We start from the raw sequence: 24,805 nt of genomic DNA, 5'->3' as shown, positions 1-24,805 counted from the left end.
CGCGCGGAATCGGCAGGTTCAAATACCAAAACAGCGTGAACGATGATTATAATGCCACAGAAAGGTGTTGACAGACGGACGTTTCTCAAAGCGACCGGCGGCACCGCCGGACTCGGCCTGATCGCTGGGTGTTCGAGCGGCGGTGGCAGCTCCGATGACGGGGGAGACTCGGGCGGCGACGGTGACTCCGGCGACGGTGACTCCGGCGACGGTGACTCCGGCGGCGACACCACGATGACGAGTGGTTCGGACGACGGTGGCTCCGGCGCGATCAACATTGGATCGGTCCAGCCGCTCGCGGGGAACTTCGCGCCGTGGGGGCAGGTCCACTCGGCGGGGCTCGCGTTCGGCGTCCAGGAGATCAACGACAACGGCGGCGTCCTCGACGGCCGGGAGCTGAACATCGTGGAGGCCAACTCCGAGAGCGACCCTGCGGAGGCGGCGTCGATCTTCGAGCGGTTCGCCGAGCAGGACGACATCGTGGCTGCGACGGGCCCGGTGAGCTCCGACGTCGGGATCCGGACCTCCCGAACCGCCCAGGAACTCGGCATTCCGATGTTTATGCACATGGCCGGGTCGAACGACACCATCACGCCGGAGACGCAGCACACCTTCCGAGTCGGGCTCGCGCCCGCCACGCCAACGGCGCAGGCGCAGGCGGGTCTCGCCGCCGATCGTGGCTACGAGAACGTCGCCGCGATCGTCGGCGACTACGCGTGGGGCCGGTCGATCCAGTCGGGCATCGAAGAGAACTTCGACATCGACGTCGAGATCCAGGTTGCCCCCGTCTCCCAAAGCGACTTCTCCTCGTACGTCCGGCAGGTGCCCGAGGACGTCGAGATGGTCATCGCGAGCGGCCACCCCCCGGGATCGCTCTCGATCACCCAGCAGCTCTACGAGCTGGGTCGAAATCCCGAGGTGGTCACGGGGCCGTCGTTCCCGCCGAACGTCATCCGGTCTGCGCTTGGTGAGAACGCCAACCGAGGGTTCACCCACGTCCACCTCTCGGACCCGTACAGCGACGAGTTCGCGGCGGTGGCCGAGCGGTTCGCCGAGGCCAACGACGCGCAGTTCAACACCCACACCGCTTACGGCTACGTCACCGCCCAGCTTATGGCGCAGGCCATCGAGAACGCCGGCGAGGCCGACCCGCAGGCGATCACCGAAGCCACCCGGGCGATCGAGTTCGACACGCTGTTTGCGAACCCCATCCAGTACGCTGACTCCGGGGAACTCGAAAACCAGATCCAGCTGTACAGCAGTCTGTCGCTGGACGCGCCGTCGTACTACTCTGACGGCGACTACAGCTACGAGGAGCTCTACCGGACCGACCCGCTGCCGGCGATCGACGCCGACCAGTAACTCGCGCGGCCCAAGGTTTCACCGCGCGTTCCCGGAGCCGTCAGGCCGCCGAGCGCGGCGCTGGCACCGGACTGAGCAAGTCGTAACATATACGTCACCGTCCGTTATGAGTGGGAGTACGTAGATGGTATCAGTCAGCACACTGGCGGCGATCACGATCGACGGGCTCGCCTTCGGCGCCTCCCTGGCGCTGCTTGGCGTCGGGATCACGCTGGTTTACGGCCTGGGAGAGGTGCTGAACCTGGCAATCGGGGCGTTCGCCGTCATCGCGGCCATTACTGCGTCACTGCTGACGAGCGGGGGCGTGCCGCTGCCGGTCGCCGCACTCGCCGGTCTCGGGGTTGTCGGCGTTCTCGGGCTGGTGATCGACCGGACGCTGCTCTCGCTGGTCTACCGGTCGGACGGCGAAGAGCGCATCCTGCTCGGCATCTTCACCACGCTCGGGCTGGCGGTGATGCTCGAAGGAATCATGGTCAACTTCGTCTCATCGCGGTACTCCCTCCCGCTTGATCTCGCGCCGGTCGACATCGGCACGACCGTGGTTACCGGAACATCGGTCGTCTCCATCGCCGTCGCGGCGGTCGTTCTCGCCGTTCTGTTTACCTTCCTGAACCGGACGTTTCTGGGGAAGGCGACCCGAACGATCTTTCAGGACGAGCGGGGGGCACAGCTCGTTGGGATCGACCCCCGGAAGATCCGGACGCTGGTGTTCGTCCTCTCGGCGGTGGTCGCGGGGCTCGCGGGGCTGGTTGTCGCCGCCCGGTCGAACATCGGGGTGGGTAACGCCTTCCAGTTCACCACGTTCGCGCTCATCGTCTCGATCGTCGGCGGCGTCAGAAGCCTCGTGGGCGCGGTCGTCGCCGGGGCGGTGTTGGGGCTCGTGAACACGCTCGCGAACTTCTTCATCGGGTCGTACGTCGCGACGGTCATCCTGTTCGGCGCGGCGATCGTGTTCCTGCTCTTCCGTCCGGAGGTGATGTCGTCGTGAACACCGACACGCTCCCGGGGACGCGGAAACTCGCCCTGGTGGCGGCGGTGTTCGTGCTCGCACCCATCCCGATCGCGGGCAGCGGCTACGGCGTCGGCGTGCTCACGCGGGTGTTGCTCTTCGCGCTGTTCGCGCTCGCGCTCAACATCGTCTTCGGTCACAACGACCAGCTGTTCCTGTTCATGGGTGGACTGGGCGGGATCGGGGCGTACACCACGGCGCTGGTCGCCGACACCGTCGGCGTGACCGCGTGGCTCGCGCTCCCGGTTGCGGCGCTCGTGTGCGGTATCATCGGACTGTCGGTCAGCTGGATCTCCGCGCGCCGGCGCTTTACGGTCATCCTGATCTCCATTCTCACCCTGAACCTCCAGTTGGTCTTCGCCGAGGCGTTCATCGGCGCCAGGGACCTCACCGGCGGCTCCACCGGGTTCCCCTACGAGCTGTTCTCCATCTCCGGGATCGCCGGGGCGGTCGGGATTCCGACAAAGGTCGTGCTCTACTACGTCATCCTGGCGTTCCTTATGGCCGCGATGGTGCTGTACATCTGGCTCATCAACTCCAAATACGGGATGGCGTTCGAGGCGATCCGCGAGGACGAGGCCGCCGCGGAGTCCATCGGGATCGACGTGGTCCGGTACAAGACCATCGCGGGGTTCGTCGCCGGAGTCATTATCGGGATCGCCGGCACTCTGCTGGCGCGGGAGGCGACCTACATCACCCCCTCGATTTTCACGTTTCTGGCGGTCGACGTGATCGCGCTGGTCGTGCTGATCGTCGGCGGGATCCGCCGGACCTACGGTCCGATCGTGGGCGCGGTGGTCGTCGAGGCAATCGAGGCGTTCCTCAGCAACTACGCCGCGGACTGGCGCGCGGCGATCTTCGGCGCGCTCCTGATCGTGCTGTTCCTGTACTTCCGGAGCGGAGTCATCGTTACTATCCGGGACCTACTCGAGGCGTACGACCTCGTCTCGAGCGGCGGGAGCGGCGGTGGCGGGACGCCCGCGGAGACAGAGGCGGAGTGATCTCACCGGGGATGCCGTCCGAGACCGCCGCGGACGCGACGAGACAAAACCGTTATTACCCGACGCGTGCGTTCATCGATCAATGCTTGAGGTCGCCAACGTCAGCAAGAAGTTCGGGGGCCTCGTCGCGGTCGACGGGGTGGACTTCGAGATCGACCGCGGGGAGATCGTGGGGCTCATCGGCCCCAACGGCGCGGGGAAGACGACGCTTTTCAACACCATCACCGGCGTCCTCGACCCCGAGGAGGGCTCCGAGATCACGTTCAACGGCGAGGACCTCCTCACGCTCGACACCCACGAGATCGCCCGGTCTGGAGTGCTCCGCACGTTCCAGATCGTTCGGGTGTTCGGGGAGATGACGGTGCTCGAGAACGCGGCTGCCGGCGCGCTGTTCGGCACCGACGCGTCGGTCTCCCAGGAAAACGCGCAGCGCCGCGGCCGGGAAGCGCTCGCGTTCGTCGGCCTCGAAGACAAAGCCGATATGGAGGCCCGAAACCTCCCCATCGCCCAACAGAAACAGCTCGAACTCGCCCGGACTGTGGCGTCGGATCCGGACCTCGTCCTGTTGGATGAGATCGCGAGCGGGCTCACCCCCGGCGAGATCGAGGCGCTCTCGAACACGATCCGACGGCTCCGTGACGACCGCGACATCTCCGTTTTCTGGATCGAACACATCATGGACGCGATTATGGGGACCGCAGACCGGATCATCGTCCTCAAGAGCGGCCGAAAGATCGCGGAGGGGACGCCCGAGGCGATCAGAAACAACGAGGCTGTCACCGAGGCGTACCTGGGGGCCGACAACTCGTGATCGAACTCGACGCCATCGACGTCTCCTACGGCAACATCCAGGTGATCTGGGACCTCGACCTCCACGTCTCCGAGGACGATACTGTGGTCTCGATCGTGGGTCCCAACGGCGCCGGCAAGTCCACGCTGCTCAGGGTGATGTCCGGGCTTCATCCGGTCAGCGACGGGCGTGTGAGCGCCTGGGACGCCGACGCTGCCACGCTGAACCCGACCGAGATCGTCGAGCGCGGGTTCGTCCACGTCTCCGAGGAGCGGAACCTCTTCGGGGACATGACCGTCCGAGAGAATCTCGAGATGGGCGCGTACACCCATCGGAATAGCCTCGACGACACGATGCAGGAGGTCTTCGAGCTGTTTCCCATCCTCGAGGAGCGCTCCGACCAGCTTGCGAAGTCGATGAGCGGCGGGCAACAGCAGATGCTCGCAATCGGCCGGGGGCTCATGGCACAGCCGACGATCCTTGCGTTGGACGAGCCCTCGGAGGGGCTGGCGCCGCAGATCACCGACCGGGTGTTCGGCAAGATCGAAGAGATCAGCGAGGAGGTAACCGTACTGTTGGTCGAACAGCACGTCAACCGGGCGCTGAATATGGCCGAGCGGGCGTACCTCCTTGAGAACGGCCGCGTCGTCCGCGAGGACACCGGGACGGGGCTGTTGGAGAGCGACCACGTCAAAGACGCATACCTCTGAGTATGGTCCGGTACTTCGAGGACATCGACGCGGGGGAGACACACGACCTCGGCTCCTACACCGCCGACCGCGAGGAGTTGCTCGCGTTCGCCCGCCGGTACGACCCCCAGCCGATCCACATCGACCCCGACGCCGCGGCGCAGACGATGTTCGGCGGCCTCATCGCGAGCGGGTGGCACACGGGCGGGTCGTGCATGGCGCTCCTGGCCGAGGGGTTCCTGAACGACACCGCGTCGGTGGGGTCGTTCGGGATGGACGAACTCCGGTGGCGGACGCCGGTCCGGCCCGGCGATACCGTCTCCGTCGCGGTCGAGGTCACCGAAAAACACGCCTCCGAGAGCCGTGACGATCGGGGGTACGCCGACGTCAACCTTCACGCCGAGAACGGCGACGGCGAAGAAGTCATCTTCTGGCGGTCGACGAACATCATCCTCACCCGGGCGGGGAGCGACGCGTGGCCGTTCGAGGAGTGAAGATACTATGCTGTAGGAGACGGCACCGAGATACCTTCGGAAGCCCCCGCGTTCTCGATTCCCGGGACTCGCTGTCGTCCGAAAGACGCTGCGCGTTTTTCGTGATCACGAGAGAGCTCCGCTCTCTCGAACGACGCGCTTCGTCGTTCACTGCGCCACCGGCGGCGAGCCGCCGGTTTCCAGCGAGACCTCCGGTCTCGCCCGGTTCGCTCCTGCGGTGCTTACTTCGTTCAGGTTCGTCGAGAACGCGGCCGCTTCCAGTCCCGCCCACCGGCTGTTTGCCCCGGCAGCCACGTGCCGAAAGACAGCCGTCCAACGCTGGCGCACATCGAACGGCCGCGTCACCGCTGACTACCCCGGCGCGGCGACGTAGACGTCACCGTCCGCGACCTCGCAGTCGAAGGTCGCGATCCGCTTGCCCGACACCGCGTGCTCGCCCGTCTCCAGGTCCCACTCCCAGAGGTGCCACGGGCAGGAGACGGTACACTCCGCCTCGTCCACCCCGCCGCGGGTCGCGGTCCAGGTGTCCTCGGCGTTGATCTTGGTCTCGCCCGTCTTACACAGCGGGGCCTGCTGGTGGGCACACCGGTTGGAGATGGCTTGACATCCTCCCCGTCGGCGTTGAACACCGCGATCTCGATCCCGCGGACATCGACCGCGACCCCGGTGCCGGCGTCGATGTCGTCGACCGTTGCGACCTTCGTGAAGCCGTCGTCGCGTGCTGGGTGCGCGCTCATCGTCCTAGATGTCGAGGATCTCCTCTGCGTTGCCGTGGAGGATGGCCTCACGGGTGTCGTCGTCGAACGCCCGCGACGTGTAGAACCACGTCGGCGGGTCGAGTGTCTGGTGGGGCCAGTCGCTGGAGTAGGTGAACATCCGCTCGGCGTGGCTCAACTCCAGCATCGCCGCGGCTTCGCTCGCGTTGCGCGGCATCGCGAACGGCTGCGTACAGAGGTAGACGTTGTCATCGAGATACGCGCTGGGCGTGCGCTCGAGGTAGCGTTCGCCGGCGGCGTGCTTCCGTGGGGTGAGCTGGACGTCCTCGGGGTGCATCTCGTAGAACTCGTCCATGCGGTACCGGAGAAACGGCACCCACCAGTGGCCCGCCTCCTGGAACACCACGTTCAGACCGGGATACTTGTCGAAGACCCCGCGCATGATCAGGTTGAGCAGATTAACCATGCCGTGGATCGGCCAGTCGAAACCCAAGATTTCGGTCCAGGTCAGCATCTCGTCGCCGATGTAGCTGTGTTGGGGCCAGTACGCAAGCGAGCCGTGGAGCAAAAGCGGGAGGTCGTGGTCGACCAGGGCCTCGAAAACGGGATCGAACTGCTCTGCGCCCCACGGCACCTTCGGGTCGAACCACGAGTAGGCGGCCACGACCTCGTCCTCGCCGCCGACGCGTTCGATCTCCTTGACCGCATACTCGGGGTCCCACTTCGGGACCATCATCGAGGTGTACATCCCCTCGTCAACGAAGTGTTCGACCATGTAGTCGTTCGACGCCTGACAGACCGCGTTCTTCAGGAGCGGGTGGTGCTGGAGATTCAGGGTGTTGACCCCGGGGTTGACGACCGGATCGTCGATCGCGAACTTCGCGCAGGCCGCCCGGACATCCTCGGCGTACTCGGCGCGCCTTTGGGTGAACAGCCCTTCGGTGCCTTCCTTGATCGCGTAGGCGGCGTCCCACTTGCCGACGACCGGGGTGGGGCCGAACTCCGTGCTCACCTTGTCCGCGAGCACGTCGTCGTCAACGTACGATACCAACTCGTCGGGCATCGGGTTGACGTGGAAGTCAAGATCGATGATGTAGTCGTCGAAGGCAGCCTCAGGGACTTCCGCGCCGGAGTCCAACCGCCGGATGGATGACGGCATACCTCACGATTTGCGAACTAGGTGAAATATGTTGTGCCGGCGGTCCTCCACCCCGGCGCACGGGAGCCGGAGCGAAACCGACGATGCAATACTGTTAGATAACTGAACTACTATATTTGTATGTTCAGTTGTATCTACGGTATCTATCTCAGAAGGGCTGAGAAATGAGTTCGTAATCACAGTACAATATTCTATTTTTGGTATGACCACGCCAGTGCGGCCCAACTCCCGGTTGCGTCCGACCGCCCTCGGCGCGGGCGGGGTGTCCACGCCGACCCTCGCCGGACCGGATCGCCGAAGCGCGTGGCCGCCGGGAACACGCCCGCGCGTATCCAGTTGCTGCCGGTCGAACGGATCGCTGCCGGTCGAACGGATCGCTGCCGGTCGAACGGATCGCTGCCGGACGGCACGCCCGATTATGGGATCTGATAGGTGCGCCGGAAGCCTTTTTCACCGAGACCGTAGAGCGTGCTCCAATGGCAACCGACGGCGACGCGCCCCCCACCGGGGAAGGCGAGGACGCGTCGGAGCGGGGAGGCGAGACGCCACCAGCCCCTCATAGAGCGGCCGCGGATCCGGACAGCGGTGCCGAATCCGGGACGGGTGCGGGAGATGAACTGCCGACGAGCGGTGCGGCGGGGGCGGCGGCCGACGGGACAGCCCCGCCGCTGGATTCGGCCCCGCGGGTCGCGGTCGGCGAGTACACGTGGGCGGACTTCCTCGCGGAGTACGGCGACGGGAGCGAGGTCGAGACGCTGTATCGCGGCTACGACCCGCGAATCCGGCGTGACAGCCACAACGAGGAGTCGGGCGGCCGGCGGGACGACAGCGACGCGGTGGAGATCCCGACGCCGACCCGCGCCGACTGGGCGGTGGTGGGACTCGACCCCGAGACGCACCTCGACTTCCACCCGACCGAGGCGGCCGACGGTGTCGAGTCGGCGGCACGGACCGCCGCCCGCCACGACGCCGCGTTCGAGGCGTTCTGCGACCCCGCGACCACGCCGGTGGTCAAAGGCGAGTGGTTATGGGAGCACTACAAACGGGAGTACTACTACGCCGACGACGGGTCGCGCCCCCGCGACGCCGACGGCGAGATCGAGCGGTTCGACGCCGCGTCGGCGCTGGGGTTCGACCCCGACGCGACCGAGGACGCGCTCGCTCACGGCGCTACACGTGCCGAGGCGCTCGACGAGGTCGTCGATGAGCGGACAGTCGACGTCGACCCCGAGTTCGACGAGGACGCCTTCTTTTCCGACACTGGGGGGGCAACAACCGTAGTCAACCGGTACGACCTCGAGAAGGCGGTCCCGCTCGCAAAGAAGTCCCACTTCCGGGAGGTCGAGCGCTACTGGGTCAACGAACCCCACGCGTTCGTGATCATCTTCCATTCCACGAAAGAAAACGAGAAGAAGTATTACGTCATCCGGCCGCACCAGACCCCGATCGAAGCGGAGTTAGTGGAGTTTCTGACCGGGAAGCTCCGGACCGCGATCAAATACGACGACGACCGCGTCGTCAGCGACGCCCCGGGGACCCGCCGCCGGACCATCGAACAGCAGACGCTGGAACTCCTCGAACGGTACAACCTCTACCGGACTCCCGAGGATCCCCGCGCGGCGGGCCTCTCGGTAGCTCAATCCGGCCCGACCGACGGGACCGACAAGGGACTGCTCGCGGGGTTGGACGTGGATCTGAACCTCGGTTTTGGCTCCGACGACGGCGCCGAGAAGCCGTCGCCGGACCGCTCTGAGCGAAAGCTGGCGAGGGTCGCCCGGTCGGTGGGGATACACCCCGGTGCGTTCGGCGGCCGGTTCGACGGGATCTTCGGGAACGGGGCTCCTGCGGACCACGATCCGTCGCTCGACGGCATCGCGGCGCGGCCGGAGCCGGCGGTGATCGCGGAGGACGCCGCAGCCCTGAACGACTACCAGGTGGAGAAGCTGTTGTACGCGCTCCGGCGGGATTTCATCGGGTACGAGCGGATCGACGGGATCAAACACGACGTGAACGTCGAGGACATCTCGTGTGACGGGTACAACTCCCGGGTGTTCGTCTACCACTCCGACTACGAGCAGATCATCTCGAACGTCTCCCACGGCGAGGACGAACTCGACGACTTCGTGGTCAAACTCGCCCAACGGTCGGGGAAAGGCATCTCGAAGCGGCGGCCGCAGGTCGACGCCACCCTGCCGGACGGGTCGCGGGCGCAGTTGACGCTCGGGCGGGAGGTCTCCGATCACGGCACCAACTACACCATCCGGCAGTTCAAAGACGTGCCGTTCACGCCGGTGGACCTGATCAACTGGAAGACGTTCTCCTTAGAGGAGATGGCGTTCCTGTGGCTGTGTATCGAAAATGACAAGAGCCTGATCTTCGCTGGCGGGACCGCCTCGGGCAAGACAACGTCGCTGAACGCGGTGTCGCTTTTCATCCCCTCGAACGCCAAGGTCGTCTCAATCGAGGACACTCGGGAGGTCGAACTCCCGCAGCGCAACTGGGTCGCCTCCGTCACCCGACCCTCGTTCAGCGACGACGACGGCGGCGACGTCGACGAGTTCGACCTCTTGGAAGCGGCGCTCCGGCAGCGCCCTGACTACATCGTGATGGGTGAGATTCGCGGCGAGGAGGGCCGGACGCTCTTTCAGGTCATGTCAACGGGTCACACCACCTACACCACGTTCCACGCCGACAGCGTCGGCGAGGTGCTGAAGCGGTTCACCACCGACCCGATCAACGTCTCGAAGACGATGTTCACCGCCCTGGATCTGGTGTCGGTCCAGACCTCCACACGGGTGCAGGGTAACAAGGTCCGGCGGAACAAATCCCTGACCGAGATCAACCACTACGACGCCGAAAACGATGAAATCAACGTCCAAGACGTCTACCAGTGGCAGGCCGAGGGCGACGAGTTCCTCAAAATGGGCTCGTCGAACACCGTAGAGGACATCAAGTTCGACCGCGGGTGGACCCACGCGGAACTCAACGAGGCGAAGTTCAAGCGCCGGGTCGTGCTCGCGTACCTGATTGACCGGGGGCTCAACACCTACACGCAGGTCGCAGCGACACTCCAAGCGTTCATCAACGACGAGGAGACCATCATCGCGCTGATGGCGAGAGGAGAGCTCGAACGCAGCTTAGAGGACCTCCGGGAGATGGAGTCGGTCAAGATCGACGTCGACCCCGACAAAGAGGAGATGGTGCCCCGACCCACCCCCGGTGCGGACGTCACGGAGGTGTGCGACGAGATCCTCCAGCGGGCCGAAGACGAACTGTGGCCCGACTACCGCGACCTCGGAGACGTCGATGTCGCGGACGCGCTGGTTGCGGTGGCGTCCGCGCCCGACGTTGCCGCGACCGGCGGTGAGCACCACGAACTCGACGCGCTCGACGACAAGGCGGTGCCACCGGCGCCCGACGACACCGCCGGAACACCGGCGCCCGACGACACCGCCGGAACACCGGCGCCCAACGACACCGCCGGAACACCGGCGCCCGACGACACCGCCGGAACACCGGCGCCCGACGACGGCACTGACCCGTCCGTCGACCCGGAGGGCGCCGACACCGCGGTTGACTCCGCGGACGACGCGGATCGTGACACGGGCGACGGCACCGCCGACGGGGATGACGAGGGCGACGCGGTCGCGTGGGACGTCGTCGACGAGAGCAACCCGGACGAGGACCCCGAACTGAATCTGTTCGACCGGTTCGACGACCGGTTGGCCGCCGAGTCGGAGGCCACAGACGAGTCCGGGGCGGGCGGTGAACCGCAGCCCCCGGACGACGCGGCGGCTGGCCCCGACAGCGACGCGGACGAGTCGGTCAAGATCCAGGAACTGCTGGCGGACGCCGACACCGACTCTCAGACCGACGACCCCAGGGGGGCCGACGACGTCGCTGATCGGGAGAATGACACGGCGGGAGGCGACCGATGAGCTTAGACGTCGGTGACGCCGAGAGCGAGCAACTCGACAGGAGTACCGACCTCCTCGGCGACGCGTTCTACCCGGTGTTTCAGTTCCTGTTCGACGAGGACGGCGACTTCGTGAGCGACGTGGAGACGAAACTCGAACAGGCCCGGATGTCAGCGACCGTTGAGCTCTATCTCTCCCGTGCGCTCGCCCTCGGCGCGATCGGCGGCGGGGTCCTGTGGGCTCTCGGTACCGCAGTCGGGTGGGCGATCTTCGCGTTGGGGGTTGTCTCCCCCGACATCATCAGCCTCGGCCTCCCTGCCCCCGACGCCGCGACCGCGGCCGCACTCAACGCGTTCACGGCCCCCGCGGTGACGGTCGTCTCCGGACTGGTCTTCGGGGCAGTCGGGTTCGCGGGTGGGTTCGGGACGCTGATCGCGATCCCGTATTCGACGGCCGGAGAGCGGAAGCGGGAGATCAACATGCTCCTCCCCGACGCCATCTCGTTCATGTACGCGCTGTCGGTCGGCGGGCTGAACCAACTCGAGATCCTGGAGGCGATGGCCCGCGCCGACGACACCTACGGCGAGGTGGCAAAGGAGTTCCAGAGCATCGTGCGCGAAACGGAGTATTTCGGGACCGACTACCGGAACGCCATCCGCGAGCAGGCGATGGTGACGCCGTCGGAGGAGCTCTCGCAGTTCCTGTCGGACATGCTCTCGATCGTGAACTCCGGCGGGAGTATGGAGCAGTTCCTCGACGACAAAAAGGAAAAACACCTCCGGACCGCCAAACAGGAACAGGAGACGGTGCTTGAAACCCTGGAACTGTTCGGCGAGATGTACATGACGCTGTCGTTGTTCCCGCTTTTACTCATCATCATCCTGGTGATTATGAGTATGCTCGGGCAGGCCCAAGACAGGCTGCTGTTCGGGACCGTCTACGCGCTCATCCCGCTCACCGGCGTCGGGTTCTTGGTCCTCGTCTCGACGGTCAAGCAGGACGAACCCGGCAACGGCTACCTCCAGCCGTCGAACAGTTCCGACCGGTTGGAACAGGTCACCCGTGAGGGGCTGATCCACAGGGGGCTGATCGAGAGTTTCGTGGGCGAGTTCCGGGTCTTCGACCGAATCCGGTCCCGCGAGGGGACGCACAAGACCGGACGGCTGCTCCGCCGCCCCGACCTGTTCTTCCGGGATCACCCGCTGTACACCCTGATCGTGACTGTTCCCGCCGCGCTCGCGGCCCTCGGTGTTGCGATCGCGAACGGGGCGGCGCCGCTTTCGTGGCAGGGTATGGTGAACAACCCCGTGTGGGGCACCTTCGTGTGGTGGTACGTGCCGGTGTATACTGTGGGGATCCCGCTGGCCGCCTTCGACGCTTGGAACGGACGGTCGCGGAACGCGGTTGTGGGGAAACTCTCGGACACCCTCCGGAAGCTCTCCAGCGCCAACGACACCGGCCAGACTTTACTGGAGTCGGTCGAAACCGTCTCCGAGACCTCATCCGGCAAGTTGGCCGACGAGTTCGAGACGGTGCGCGCGAAGGTCAACTACGGGATGAGCCTCCGGAGCGCCCTTGTGGAGTTCAACAACAAGTACCACATCCCACGCCTCGCCCGGACGGTCAAACTCATCTCGAAGGCCCAGGAGGCGTCGAGCCAGATCACAGAGGTGTTGACCACGGCGGCGCAGGCCTCCGAGACCCAAGACGACATCGAGCGCGAGCGGAAGTCCCGAACCCGGATGCAGGTGGCGATCATCCTCATGACGTACCTCACCTTGCTGGGCGTGATGGCCATCCTCAAGACCCAGTTCCTCGACGTTATGGCGGGGCTTGCGTCGCAGACCGGCGGCGGCAGCGAGGCGGCCGCGGGTGGGCTCAACTTCGGTGACGGGATCAACATCGACCTGTTATCTGTGCTGTTTTTCCACGCTGTCACCCTCCAAGCCGCACTGTCGGGGTTCATCAGCGGCTACATCCGGAACGCCGACATCGTCTCGGGCGTGAAGTTCGTCGTCATCCTCCAGACGGTCGCGTTGGTGGTGTGGATGGTGGTCGGATGACGCGACCCTCACCGTCGGGCGACCGCGCCCAGACGACCATCGACTTCGCGATCGGGATCGGGTTGTTCTTACTCGTGGTCGCGTTCGTGGTCGCGTTCGTGCCGACGGTTTTCACGCCGTTTCAGAGCACGGAGGGGCCACAGACCGCAGACCGGGTCGCGACGTCGCTGTCGACGGACCGGCTCGGCGACCCCTCGGAGCCGTACGTGCTGAACGAGACGTGTACGAACGGCTTTTTCCACCAGTTGAACGGCGGTGGCCCGGCGGCGTCGACGTGTGGGTTCAACACCTCGGCGGCCACCACGAGAGCGGTGTTCACGCTCGACCGAACCCGGGATATCAACGTGACCATCCGGTACGCCAACGGCTCGGTCGTCGACAGTGGGGACCGGCTCGCCGCGGGGCCGACCCCGCCGGAGACGGCCTCGGTGTCGGCGGCCACCCGCGTGGTGTCGCTTGACGGCCACCCCCGCCGACTCGTCGTGAGGACGTGGTGATGGACCGCGCACAGGCCCACACCCTGGAAGCGATCACTGCGTCATTGATCCTGCTATCGAGTCTCGTCTTCGCGCTCCAGGTGACGGCCGTCACGCCGCTGACCGGCAGCACCTCCAGTCAGCACATCGAAAACCAGCAGGCGGCCGCCGCCGAGGGCGTGCTCGCGTCGGCCGCGGAGCGCGGAACGCTGAAGCCGACGCTTCTGTACTGGAACGAGTCGGCGGACAACTGGCACGGAGCATCGAACGATGGGTACGTCGACGGTACCCCGCCGACGGCGTTCGGCGACACCCTCGAATCGATGTTCCTCAACCGGGGGATCGTCTTCGATCTGACGCTGTACTACGTTGCCAGTGACGGCGACAGGCGGCGCGAGTCGATTGTCGACCTCGGGAACCCCAGCGACCACGCCTCCACCGCCCGGTGGACGGTTACGCTCGCCGACGACGACCCGCTGCGCGGGACCGGCGGGTCGGCGTCGGACACCACACTCTCGAACGCGTCGTATCTCGTCCCCGACGCCGACACCGACCAGGCGCTCTACTCGGTCGTGGAGGTGGAGCTCGTCGTATGGCGGATGTGAGACGGCCCTCCGGTCGGCGTCCGAGCGGCGCCGGCCGGTCCGGCGGCGACGACCGCGCCCAGCTCCTCCTCGTGGGGGCGCTGGCGCTCGCGGTCGTGTTCGTCGCGCTCGCGCTGCTTTTAAACACCGCAATCTACACCGGCACCCTCGCGACCCGCGACTCCGGCGTGGAGGCCACGCCCGCCATCGAGTACGTGTCGGCGTCTCGGCGTGCCGGCGTTGACGCCGTTGCGTCGGTGAACCGCCGGAATAACACCTCTGCGGCCGAGTTGAACCGGGCGCTGAACGCGACGATGGGGGAGTGGGACGACCTCGCGTCGTCTCACCGCGCCGTCGTCGGGGACGCCGCGGACGTCGACGTCACCGGGGTCACGAACGGTACTCGGATCCAACAGGACGACGCCGGCCGGAACTTCACGGGCGGCGGCAGCGCGGACGACTGGACTGTCGTCTCGGGCGGCTCGAACGTCCGTTCGATGCGGTTCTCCGTCGAAGAGTCGACGCTCACCGACGATCCGGCGGATCTGAGAGCCGACGACGTGTTCCATGTGAATGTCACCTCGGGGGCCGGCACGCGGAGCGTGTTCGTGTACGACACTCCCACCGGCCCCGAGATCCGCGTTGACGACGGCGGAACGGAGACGATCTGTGTGGTCGGCTCGGTGACCAGCGGAACCTTCAGTATCGATGTCCCGAACGAGTCGGTCGGCGGCGCGCCGTGTCCGGCACTCGGCCCGGTAGACAACACGAGCGGACCTGTCGACATCAACTACCGTGACGGCGGCGCGGCCAACGGCACATACACGATGGTGGTTGACGAGCCGCCCGCTGTGCTGTCGCTGTCCGGGCTGAACGACACCGGGCCGTCGCCGTACTGGACCGACGCCGTCTACGGGGCCGAACTCACAGTCACATACCGGACCGTCGAACTCGACTACGAGGCGACAGTCGAGGTGGTGCCGGAATGACTGACGACACGCCGCGGCGAGCGGGGTCCCGACCCGGCCGGGCCGTCTCGATTACGGTGAACTACGTGATCGTGCTGGGGATCACGGCGGTGCTCGTCTCGGGGTTGCTCGTCGGCGCGGGCGGATACGTCCAGGACCAGCGCACGAGCGTTGTGCGTGAGGAACTCACCGTTGTTGCCGAGCGGCTGGCGGCCGGAATTGCCGATGCGGACCGGCTCGCACGGGCGGACGCACAGTCGCGCTCGGTCCGCGTCGGCGTGCGCCTCCCCGCGCGAGTGGCGGGCGAGTCCTACCGGATCACGGTGACGACCCGTTCGACTCCCGGCGAGGGGCCGATGCGATACGCCCTGACGCTGCGATCGTCGGGCACCGACGTGCGCGTTACGCTCACCACCTCTACGCTCGTGGGTATCGAAGAGGGATCGGTAAGCGGTGGATGGGTGGTTGTCCGGGCCGACGCGGGCGATTCGACGCTCGTCCTCGCGGACGGCGACCCGTCGGGATCGCTGTCGCTCGCACCACCGGCCTCGGGAGTGACTCACGCATGACTGCCCGCGCCGTCTCGTCGAACCTCGGACTCGTGCTCCTGTTGGCCCTGACGGTCGTTGGCGCGGGCGTCGTCGTCGGGGTCGGCGGGGCCGCCTTCGACGACATCCAACACCGGACCTCGGTCGACCGCGCGGAACACGCCATAACGCTGCTCGACGCGCGGACGGCCGTGGTCGGACTCGGCGAGGGGTCGACCCAGACTGTCAGACTCGGGCGGACCACCAGCGGGGACTACGCCGCCGACTCCGACACCGGGTGGCTGCGGATCACGCACACGAACTACACGGCCAACAGGACCGAAACCGTCTACAACGCGTCGCTGGGGTCGGTCTCCTACCGGACCGGCAGCACGACGGTCGCCTACCAGGGTGGCGGCGTCTGGCGCCGCCAGGCGGGCGGCACGTCGATGGTGTCGTCGCCGGAGTTCCACTACCGCGGCACGACGCTGACGCTGCCGGTCCTCCGTGTCCGGTCGGACGACGCGGCCGCCGGGGAGACAACCGCGACCGTTGAACGGGACGGTGAGTTGACACGAGTCTACCCCGCCGACGCCGCTGTCGCCACTGACGGACCCGGCGCCCCGTACGACGCGAACACCACGGAGGGATCGATCCGGCAGTACGACAACCCGGTCCGGAACGGGACGGTGTCGGTGACGGTCAAAAGCGAATACTACGAGGGGTGGGCCGAGTATTTCCGGACCCGGACCACCGGCACCGTCTCCGTCGACAACGGGAACCGGACCGCCACGGTCGTCCTGGGGACGGCCGACCAACCCGGCGCGTTCCGGCTTCCGGACAAGAACGAGGGTGTCGCCGTCCGCGGGGTCGCCGACGGCCACTCGGTGGAGACATTCGAGACGTCGATCCGGATCGGCGCCAGCAACGGCAACGGTGGGACGGCGAACAACCTCTATTTCTCGTACTACGTCGAGGCGGGTGACGACGCTTACGAGGTGTTCGTGGCGACGCCGACGGGGATCGGGGGCTACTGCACCGGTGGTGGTCCCGACGACGTGGACCTGCGGATGGACGTCTACTACCACAACGACTCGACGGCGGCGGGCGTCCACCACTGGACGAACGACACCATCTCCTCGGTGTCCGGGCCGGTCCAACTCGCGTGTTCGGACGGTGCCCCGGAGCTCCGCATGGCGTTTACGAGTCCCGAGCAGTCGCTCACCTACGACCCCGGCACCGTCGACAGGAACGGCGATACCGAACTCGATTGGGCCTCACTGAATGACGGTCCCGCGCCGGACCCGACGACGTTCGGTCACACCGGCGACGACAACGAGCACACCACGTACGAAAGCGGCGACGAGCAGAACAGCAGGATTCTCACGCGCCACTACCTCGCGACGTTCGACGCCGGTTTCACCGTGCGTGTCAATCACGGCCCCGGAGGGAGCGGCAGCGCCCAGATCAACCAGGCCAACTCCGACGGGGTGCTCCGCTACGACACGAGCGAACGCGGATCGTACCTCACCTACCTCTATGTCACCGAAAACAACGTGACCGTCGAGTTGCACTAGCGGGACCGCGGGGCCGCGCTACCGCGTCGGCAACCCCTCGGTGAGGCTGACGATGCCGTTGCCGACCTCGATCACCGCCGTGCGGTCGGGATCGGCGCCGATCCGACACGTTGCAGTCCGATGTGTGTCGTTATCAAGCGTCGCTCGGACCTCGTACTCCCCGGCGGGGAGTGCATCGATTACGCTTTCGGCGTCGCCGGGTTGGAGGTAGTAGTCGGCCGCAAACGCCACGTCGCCGTCGGGGCTCACCACCTCGACTGCGACGTCGTACGCCCACTCGTGGGCGTAACTCCGGAGGTGGAGATCCTCGCTTCGAGCGGCGGGTCGGCTGTTGGAGGCGTCGCGGGCGCGTCGCCCGACGGTTCGGCCACGGGGTGTCTGCTCGGGAGCCATACACCAGTCGTCGGTAGGAACCCACAAATACCTCCGTGAGGCTCAAATCCCTGTTTGAGTGTCGGCGCAGGTGAATGGGTGGGGGCGATCAGGACGCGTCACTCGAACTCGGTGGTCACCCGCAACCACACCACGGTGACGCGGTCGACATCCTCAACGGTACACGAGACCATCCCCGGGGCGTCGGGACCGGGATCGTCGACTTCGGTGCAGTCGAAGCCGACCGACTCGTAGTGACGGGCCCACGCGTCGGTGTACGGCGTGGTGGTGTTGACGTGGACCGACTCGTGGGTCACTGACTCGTTGCCGTAGAGCCGCCGCGGCCGATTGGCGTCCATCCGGATGCGGACCGTCCGGTCGCCGCCGACCGCATCGGAGCCGACGTGTTCCTGTTTGATGATCGTGAGTAACACGCGGTCGTCGTCGACCACGACCGGCGGCCCGCGGACCACCGACGCGCCCCCGCGCGCCGAGTCTCTGAGCACCGCGCCGTTGCTAAGTCGGACCTGCCCGCCCGCCTGTACGTCGTACACCAGCGGCGAGACCGATATCTCCCCGGCGGTGTACGCCTGTGCACCGTCCGCCGAGGTCACCGTGATGTTGACCGCGGCGTCGTCGGCCGACCGCAGCGTCGCCGCTGCGAGTTTCACCTCGGTCCCGCGGCTCGGGGCGCCATCAAGCAGGTCGTCGAGGGTGTCCGCGAGCACGTCGAACGCGCGCTGGGCGTTTTCGACCCGTTCGGCGTCGCGGGTGGCTTCGAGTTCGGAGACCCCCACCGCGTAGACGGTGCCGACCGACGCAACCACGAGAGCGAACACAAGCACGAAGCTGACGGTCTCGCTGACGCCGCGGTCAGAGCCACACGCACGGCCCGAACCCTCGCTCTCGCGTCGCACATCCGGCGTTTCGTTGCGACGTATATATACTGTCGCCCCATCCCGAAACGCGCGGCCCTCAGTCGTCGCTGGTCTGTACGGCCGCGTCGCCGTCGACCGCATCGGCCGCTGCGGTCGCCGCCGGCGGGAGTTCGCTTCTGACGTCGTCGCGGGCCCGTTCCCCGATGACCTCGGCGTAGGCGTCGGGCATCACCTTCACGAACTCCGAGACGACGTCGTTCCACTCTTCGAGCATCCACGCCGCGCGGTCGCTGTCGGTGTAGGCCGCGTGGTTTTCCACCAACCGCTTGAGCATCGCGCGGTCGGACTCTTCTAAGGTGTCCGACAGCGACACCATTCCGGTGTTTGCCGTCGCGGCGAACTCGTCGTCGGGGTCGTAAACGTACGCCACGCCGCCGGACATGCCCGCGGCGAAGTTCTTGCCGGTCTCGCCGAGCACCGCGACCGCGCCGCCGGTCATGTACTCGCACCCGTGGTCGCCGACGCCTTCGACGACCGCTTTCACCCCGGAGTTGCGGACGGCGAAGCGCTCGCCCGCGACGCCGTTGACGTACATCTCGCCCCGGGTCGCTCCGTACAGCGCCACGTTCCCGATCAGGACGTTCTGCGACGCCTCGTAGGCCGCATTCGACGGGGTTTCGACGATCACGCGCCCGCCGGAGAGCCCCTTTCCGATGTAGTCGTTGGCGGCGCCGGTGAGGTGCATCGTCACGCCACTTGCGAGGAACGCGCCGAACGACTGGCCGGCGACGCCGTCGAACCGACACCGAATGGTGTTGTCGGGGAGGCCGTCGCCACCGTACCGCCTCGAGATGCGGTTCGACAGCGTTGCACCCACCGCGCGGTCCTCGTTGGATATCTCTCGATCGATGGCGACCGGCGTCCCCTCCGAGAGCGCGGCATCGGCTTCCTCGATAAGGTCGTAGTCCACCTGATCGGCGACGCCAGGGTGGGTCTGTGCTTCGGTCTGCCGGCGGTTTTCGCCCCCGGGCTCGGCGATGACCGCCGAGAGGTCCAGGTGGCTGGCCTTCTCGTGGTCGGTCTCCCGTTGGGTGAGGAGTCCGGGGCGGCCGACCATCTCGTCCAGCGACCGGAAGCCCAACTCCGCCATAATCTCCCTGAGCTCCTGGGCGATGAACGTCATGTAGTTGATGACGTGTTCGGGCTGGCCCGGGAACCGGTTCCGGAGTTTGTCGCGCTGGGTGGCGACGCCGACCGGACAGGTGTTCTCGTGGCACTGCCGCGCCATCACACACCCGGAGGTGACCAAGGAAGCGGTCCCGAAGACGTACTCCTCGCCGCCGAGCAGCGCCGCAACCGCGACGTCGCGGCCGGTCTTCATACCGCCGTCGACGGTGACGCGGATCCGCGACCGGAGGTCGGTCTTCCGGAGCATCTGGTTGGCCTCCGCGAGCCCGAGCTCCCACGGCAGCCCCGCGTTCTTGATCGACGTCTTCGGCGACGCGCCCGTCCCGCCGTCGTGACCCGAGATGTGCACCACGTCGGCGTTGGCTTTCGCGACGCCGGCGGCGATGGTGCCGATCCCGGCCTCCGAGACCAACTTCACGTTGATGTCGGCGTCGGGGTTGGCCGCCTTCAGGTCGTGGATGAGCTGCTTCAGGTCCTCGATCGAGTAGATGTCGTGGAGCGGCGGCGGCGAGATGAGGCCGACGCCGGGCGTCGCAAAGCGGACGTGGGCGATCATCTCGTTTACTTTCTTGCCGGGGAGGTGGCCGCCCTCGCCGGGCTTGGATCCCTGCGCCATCTTGATCTGGAGCTCCTCGGCGTTGGTGAGGTAGTCGGAGGTGACCCCGAACCGGCCGGAGGCGACCTGTTTGATGTTGCACTCCTTCTCGGTGCCGAATCGCTCGGGCGGTTCGCCGCCTTCGCCGGTGTTGGACTTGGCGCCCAGCCGGTTCATAGCGATGGAGTTGTTCTCGTGGGCCTCCGGCGAGAGGCTCCCCAGCGACATCGCGGCCGTCGAGAAGTTCTCGACGATATCCTCGACCGGCTCGACCTCCTCGAGCGGGACCGGATCCCGGTCGGAGTCGAACTCCAAGAGCCCGCGGAGCGTCTGGAGCTCCTGGTTCTGGTCGTTGATCATGTCCGCGAACTCCTGGTACTTCTCGTAGTCGCCCGACCGGACGGCCTGCTGGATCGTCCCGACGGTCTGTGGGTTCCACTGGTGGTGGATGCCGTCCGACCGGTGTTCGTACTCGCCCTGGCGTTCGAGCTGCGGATCGTCGCCGTACGCCACGGTGTGTCGGGTGCGGGCGTCCTCCTCGATCACGTCGATGCCGATGCCTTCCGTCCGGATCTCCGTCCCCTCGAAATATTCCGCGACAAACGCCGAGTCAAGGCCAACCGCCTCGAAGATCTGTGCGCCCTGGTAGGACTCCACGGTGGAGATCCCCATCTTCGACATCGTCTTGAGGAGGCCGTCCTCCAGCGCCTCGGTGTAGGCTCCGATCGCCTCCGCCGCGTCGGCGCCGTCGGGGCCGGCGACGAGATCGGCGATGGTCCGGTACGCGAGGTAGGGGTTCACCGCGTCGGCGCCGTACCCGACGAGCGTCGCGAGGTGGTGGACCTCGCGGGGGTCGCCGGACTCGACAACCAGCCCCGCTCGGTTCCGGAGTCCGCTTCTGACCAGGCTGTGGTGGACCGCACCGGTCGCGAGCAGGCTTGGGATCGCGACCCGATCGGGGTTGAGGCCGCGGTCCGAAAGCACGACCACGTCAGCGCCCGATTCGATGGCGTCGGCGGCGTCGTCGCGAACCCGCTCGACCGCCTCCGTGAGCGAGCGCTCCCGGTCGTAGGTGATGTCGACGACCGTCGACGTCATCGCGTCCTCAACGCTGTCACCCAACGACCGGATCGCGCCGGTCTGGGCGTCCGAGAGAACCGGCGAGTCGACCACGAGCTGTCGGGCGTGCTCGGGCGTCTCGTCCAGGAGGTTGCGCTGCGCGCCCAACCGCGACTCGAGCGAGGTCACGAGCTCTTCGCGGATGTAGTCCAGCGGCGGGTTGGTGACCTGCGCGAACAGCTGTTTGAAGTAGGTGAAAAGCGGCCGGTTGAAATCCGACAGCACAGACAGGGGCGTGTCGTCGCCCATCGACCCGACGGGGTCTTTGCCGTCCGTTGCCATCGGCTCGATGAGGTGGCTCACCTGGTCTTCGGTGTAGCCGAACGCCGCCTGCGCCGCCCGGAGGTGGTCGACATCGTTTCGAGGATCGTAGTCGTCGGGATCCACGAGCGAATCGAGGTGGCGCTGCTCCCGGTCGACCCACTCGCCGTACTTCTCGTCGGTCAGCGACTCGAAGACCTCCGCATCGGGGATGACCCGGCCCTCCTCCGGGTCGGCCACGAACAGTTGGCCGGGCTGGAGCCGGCCGCGTTCTTCGATCTCCGCGGGGTCGGTGTCGAGTGCACCGACCTCGCTGGCCATCACCAGGGTGTTGTCGGTGGTGACGTCGTACCGGCAGGGCCGAAGGCCGTTGCGGTCGAGCACCGCAGCCACGCGGTCGCCGTCGGTGGCAGCCACCAAGGCGGGGCCGTCCCACGGCTCGATCAGCGAGGCGTGGTAGTCGTACCAGTCCCGGCGGTCGTCGGCCATCGCGTTGTCGCCGCGGAACGCCTCCGGGATGAGCATCCGGAGGACGTGGGGGAGGTCACGACCGCTGTGGAGCAGCAGCTCGACGGCGTTGTCGATGGAGGCGGTGTCGGACTGCTCGGGGTCGTTGATAACCGGTTTCAGGGAATCGAGGTCGTCTCCGAACGCGTCGTGTTCGAGGTCGGTCTCCCGGCTCCGCATCCAGTTGATGTTCCCCTGGATGGTGTTGATCTCGCCGTTGTGGATGACGTGGCGGTACGGGTGCGCGAGGTGCCACGCCCCCAGAGTGTTGGTGGAAAACCGGGCGTGGACCAGCGTGAGCGTGGTCTTCAGCCGCTCGTCAGTGAGATCGGGGTAGTAGTCGGCGAGCTGGTCTCCCTTCAGGAGGCCCTTGTAGACGAGCGTCTTCCGCGACAGCGAACAGACGTAGAACCGCTTTGCGCCCTCCGAGTCGAGTTCGTCGACCTCCTTCTCGACCGCGCGGCGAGCGACGTAGAGCGCGCGGTCGAACTCGTCGGCAGCGAGGTCGGCGTCGGGGACGACGAACGCCTGTTGGACGTTGGGCTCGGATTCAACGGCTGTCGCGCCGAGGTCGGTGTTGTCGGTCGGGACGTCACGCCAGTGGACGACGTCGAGTCCGTGCTCCGCGAGGACGCGCTCGAAAATCGCCACCAGCCCTTCGCAGGCCGCGTCGTCCTGCGGCATAAATATCGAGCCGACCGCGTACTCCTCAGGGAGGTCGACGTCGATGACGGCGTCAAAGAAGTCGTCGGGGCGCTGTACTTTGATCCCGGCGCCGTCGCCGGTGTTCTCCTCCGCGCCGGTGGTGCCACGGTGTTCGAGGTTCTCCAGCAGTTCGAGCCCGTCGGAAACGGTTCCGTGTGATCGGCCGCCGTCGAGGTCGATGACGGCGCCGACGCCGCAGTTCGACCGCTCGTCCGTCGGGTCCGCGAGCCCGTCGGACTCGCCGGTCGTGTGGTTGCGTCGCTTGGTCATACTTACCAGTGGAACCTCCCCCTAATGACGCTTCTCCTCAACGTGTATGAGGCCACTAGTCACATATAAGGGTATACCAATATACTGTCTGAAATACAAGGCCTCTGGCGCCGGCGATACGGGTAGTGTTCACATAAGCTGGTGACCCTGTGGCCACCTCGAAAGCCCCGGCCGGCGGCCGGTTAGCCAGCCCATGTAGGCGGGACTGATACTGTCGGCTATAGTCGCGTGACGTATTTCGACACCCCGGGGTGTCAAAAATCTTCACGTAGTTATAGCCGACAGTATGAAAGGGGCCGGTCGCTTTCGAGGTGTCTCCAGTCGCACCGCCCTCATCTGACCACTGCCGGTGATACGAGCCCCGGAGCCGTCCACGTCGGCCGGCCACCCCCGGTCACAACTCCGAGAGCGTCTCGTGGATCCCCACCACCAAGGCGGGAACCACGACCATGAACAGATGCTCCTCTACGGGGATCCCGGCGAGGTCGACTCCGGTTCGGAGCTGGATGGCGAACACCCCCACAGTCAGGGTGTACCAGTCCCACACGAACGCCAGCGGATACAACACGAGAATCGTCCGGGCCGCTCGGCGGAGCGCGCCGGCTCGATAGAGCAACACGAACGCCAGCGACCCGAACCCGACCTCCGTCGCGAGGTAGGTGTACGGGCCAAAGACCCCGATGTCGGGGAGCGGCGCCCCCGCGAGCGGCCGGAACCACACGCTCGCAACGAGGAGCGCGAGGAAGACGTACGCGCCGCGGACCAGGAGCTTCGTCGCCAACTCCGCGTCCGCGCGCGTCGTGACCGCCGCCACGGCCCCGAACGCCACCGCTGCCGCCGGCGCCGCGGTCGGAAACAGCCCGTCGACCGCGAACACGACGACCAGCGTGAACCCGGCGTACAGCAGCCCGTGCGCCAGGCGACGGGCTCGAGTGCGCCCCATCGCGACCGCGACGGTCCGCTTGTCGATCGAGCGGTCGTAGTCGTAGTCGGTGGCGTCGTCGATGATTTTCACGCCCGCGAGTGTGATCACGAACACGGCCGCAAACGCGAGCGCGTCGCCCGCGACCGACCCCGCCTGAGCGTAGGCGCCGCCGACGATTGCGGTCGCGACCCCCAACGGGTACCCCAGGGTCGTGGTCACGGGGTTGGTGTCGAACTGCGGGGCGTGGAGGACCCCCAGCAACCACATCGGAAGCGCGAGCGCGGCCGCCACGGGACCGACCACGGCCCAGAGGCCGACGCTCGCGGCCGCGAATCCGCCCCCGGCGCCCACCAAGGCGCGCCGGCACCCCGCAGCCGTCAGCGGGTGATCGTCGTCCTCGCCGCGGCCGTAGAAGTCGACGTAGCCGTCCTTCACGTGGGCGGTGTAGACGGCGAAGAAGGTCGCCGCGGCGTGCAACAGCAGCGGCACGAAGGCCATCCGACCCGCGATCACGGCCCCGAAGGCGCTCGCCGCAACCGGCGGGAGCATGAACACCGGGTGGACCTGCGACGCCAGCGCGCCGAGGTCGGCCCGGAGCCCGGTGTCGTCGCGTGCGAACGCCATACGCTACCGTGGAGCGCGCGAAGCAAAAG

Annotated in this window: 19 protein-coding genes; 13 read left to right on the top strand and 6 right to left on the bottom strand. The window is 66.6% G+C overall.

Features of this window, described 5'->3' with window-relative positions; genetic code table 11:
- The first annotated feature begins 51 nt into the window (after positions 1–51).
- From IEX72_RS03865 to IEX72_RS03840, 6 genes are all read left to right on the top strand, one after another.
- A complete protein-coding gene (locus IEX72_RS03865; protein WP_229663730.1) occupies positions 52–1,362 on the top strand; it encodes a substrate-binding domain-containing protein in 1,311 nt (436 codons plus the stop codon).
- A gap of 124 nt (positions 1,363–1,486) precedes the next feature.
- Positions 1,487–2,350, top strand: a complete 864-nt coding sequence (locus IEX72_RS03860) for a branched-chain amino acid ABC transporter permease (protein ID WP_188786069.1) — start codon at positions 1,487–1,489, stop codon at positions 2,348–2,350.
- Positions 2,347–3,372, top strand: coding sequence for a branched-chain amino acid ABC transporter permease (locus tag IEX72_RS03855; RefSeq protein ID WP_188786068.1), 1,026 nt, complete (start codon positions 2,347–2,349; stop codon positions 3,370–3,372). Before IEX72_RS03860 ends, IEX72_RS03855 begins: the two co-directional genes overlap by 4 nt.
- Positions 3,373–3,454: 82 nt before the next feature.
- Entirely contained in the window at positions 3,455–4,183 is a 729-nt protein-coding gene (locus tag IEX72_RS03850) for an ABC transporter ATP-binding protein (protein ID WP_188786067.1), read from the top strand.
- Entirely contained in the window at positions 4,180–4,872 is a 693-nt protein-coding gene (locus IEX72_RS03845) for an ABC transporter ATP-binding protein (protein WP_188786066.1), read from the top strand. Before IEX72_RS03850 ends, IEX72_RS03845 begins: the two co-directional genes overlap by 4 nt.
- Positions 4,873–4,874: 2 nt before the next feature.
- Positions 4,875–5,345 carry a MaoC family dehydratase gene (locus tag IEX72_RS03840; RefSeq protein ID WP_188786065.1) on the top strand — a complete coding sequence of 157 codons (471 nt, stop codon included), beginning with the start codon at positions 4,875–4,877 and terminating at the stop codon, positions 5,343–5,345.
- A gap of 351 nt (positions 5,346–5,696) precedes the next feature.
- Here IEX72_RS03840 and IEX72_RS15145 read toward each other — a convergent pair whose 3' ends face one another.
- Both IEX72_RS15145 and IEX72_RS03830 read right to left on the bottom strand, forming a co-directional pair.
- Positions 5,697–5,909, bottom strand: coding sequence for a Rieske (2Fe-2S) protein (locus IEX72_RS15145; RefSeq protein WP_229663740.1), 213 nt, complete (start codon positions 5,907–5,909; stop codon positions 5,697–5,699).
- A gap of 177 nt (positions 5,910–6,086) precedes the next feature.
- On the bottom strand, positions 6,087–7,220 hold the full coding sequence (locus IEX72_RS03830) for an amidohydrolase family protein (protein WP_188786064.1): 1,134 nt from the start codon (positions 7,218–7,220) through the stop codon (positions 6,087–6,089).
- A 476-nt stretch (positions 7,221–7,696) separates the two neighbouring features.
- Here IEX72_RS03830 and IEX72_RS03825 point away from each other — a divergent pair, with 476 nt between their 5' ends.
- The 7 genes from IEX72_RS03825 to IEX72_RS03795 are packed head-to-tail and all read left to right on the top strand — an operon-like array spanning position 7,697 to position 17,332.
- Positions 7,697–11,158, top strand: coding sequence for a type II/IV secretion system ATPase subunit (locus tag IEX72_RS03825; protein ID WP_229663729.1), 3,462 nt, complete (start codon positions 7,697–7,699; stop codon positions 11,156–11,158).
- On the top strand, positions 11,155–13,200 hold the full coding sequence (locus IEX72_RS03820) for a type II secretion system F family protein (protein WP_188786063.1): 2,046 nt from the start codon (positions 11,155–11,157) through the stop codon (positions 13,198–13,200). The genes IEX72_RS03825 and IEX72_RS03820 overlap by 4 nt, the downstream gene beginning before the upstream one ends.
- Positions 13,197–13,697, top strand: a complete 501-nt coding sequence (locus IEX72_RS03815; RefSeq protein ID WP_188786062.1) for a DUF7287 family protein — start codon at positions 13,197–13,199, stop codon at positions 13,695–13,697. Before IEX72_RS03820 ends, IEX72_RS03815 begins: the two co-directional genes overlap by 4 nt.
- A complete protein-coding gene (locus tag IEX72_RS03810; RefSeq protein ID WP_188786061.1) occupies positions 13,697–14,281 on the top strand; it encodes a DUF7288 family protein in 585 nt (194 codons plus the stop codon). Before IEX72_RS03815 ends, IEX72_RS03810 begins: the two co-directional genes overlap by 1 nt.
- A complete protein-coding gene (locus IEX72_RS03805; RefSeq protein WP_188786060.1) occupies positions 14,269–15,249 on the top strand; it encodes a DUF7261 family protein in 981 nt (326 codons plus the stop codon). Before IEX72_RS03810 ends, IEX72_RS03805 begins: the two co-directional genes overlap by 13 nt.
- Positions 15,246–15,797 (top strand): DUF7266 family protein, encoded by a 552-nt coding sequence (locus IEX72_RS03800; RefSeq protein ID WP_188786059.1) that lies wholly within the window; start codon positions 15,246–15,248, stop codon positions 15,795–15,797. The genes IEX72_RS03805 and IEX72_RS03800 overlap by 4 nt, the downstream gene beginning before the upstream one ends.
- Complete coding sequence (locus IEX72_RS03795) at positions 15,794–17,332, top strand: DUF7289 family protein (RefSeq protein WP_188786058.1); 1,539 nt, start codon at positions 15,794–15,796, stop codon at positions 17,330–17,332. Before IEX72_RS03800 ends, IEX72_RS03795 begins: the two co-directional genes overlap by 4 nt.
- An 18-nt stretch (positions 17,333–17,350) precedes the next feature.
- Here the strand turns inward: IEX72_RS03795 and IEX72_RS03790 are convergent, their stop codons facing one another.
- The 4 genes from IEX72_RS03790 to IEX72_RS03775 form a co-directional block, all read right to left on the bottom strand.
- Positions 17,351–17,725, bottom strand: coding sequence for a hypothetical protein (locus IEX72_RS03790; protein ID WP_188786057.1), 375 nt, complete (start codon positions 17,723–17,725; stop codon positions 17,351–17,353).
- Between the two features lie 98 nt (positions 17,726–17,823).
- Entirely contained in the window at positions 17,824–18,621 is a 798-nt protein-coding gene (locus tag IEX72_RS03785) for a DUF7289 family protein (protein WP_188786056.1), read from the bottom strand.
- A 58-nt stretch (positions 18,622–18,679) separates the two neighbouring features.
- Positions 18,680–23,227, bottom strand: coding sequence for a glutamate synthase large subunit (gene gltB, locus IEX72_RS03780; RefSeq protein WP_188786055.1), 4,548 nt, complete (start codon positions 23,225–23,227; stop codon positions 18,680–18,682).
- A 394-nt stretch (positions 23,228–23,621) separates the two neighbouring features.
- Entirely contained in the window at positions 23,622–24,776 is a 1,155-nt protein-coding gene (locus tag IEX72_RS03775; protein WP_188786054.1) for a lycopene cyclase domain-containing protein, read from the bottom strand.
- Positions 24,777–24,805: the final 29 nt, after the last annotated feature.

The sequence above is a fragment of the Halobellus salinus genome (assembly GCF_014646875.1).
Classification (GTDB): Archaea; Halobacteriota; Halobacteria; order Halobacteriales; family Haloferacaceae; genus Haloquadratum; species Haloquadratum salinum.
The sequence above is the reverse complement of the archived record's forward strand: the minus strand, read 5'-3'. Positions and strand labels throughout refer to the sequence as shown.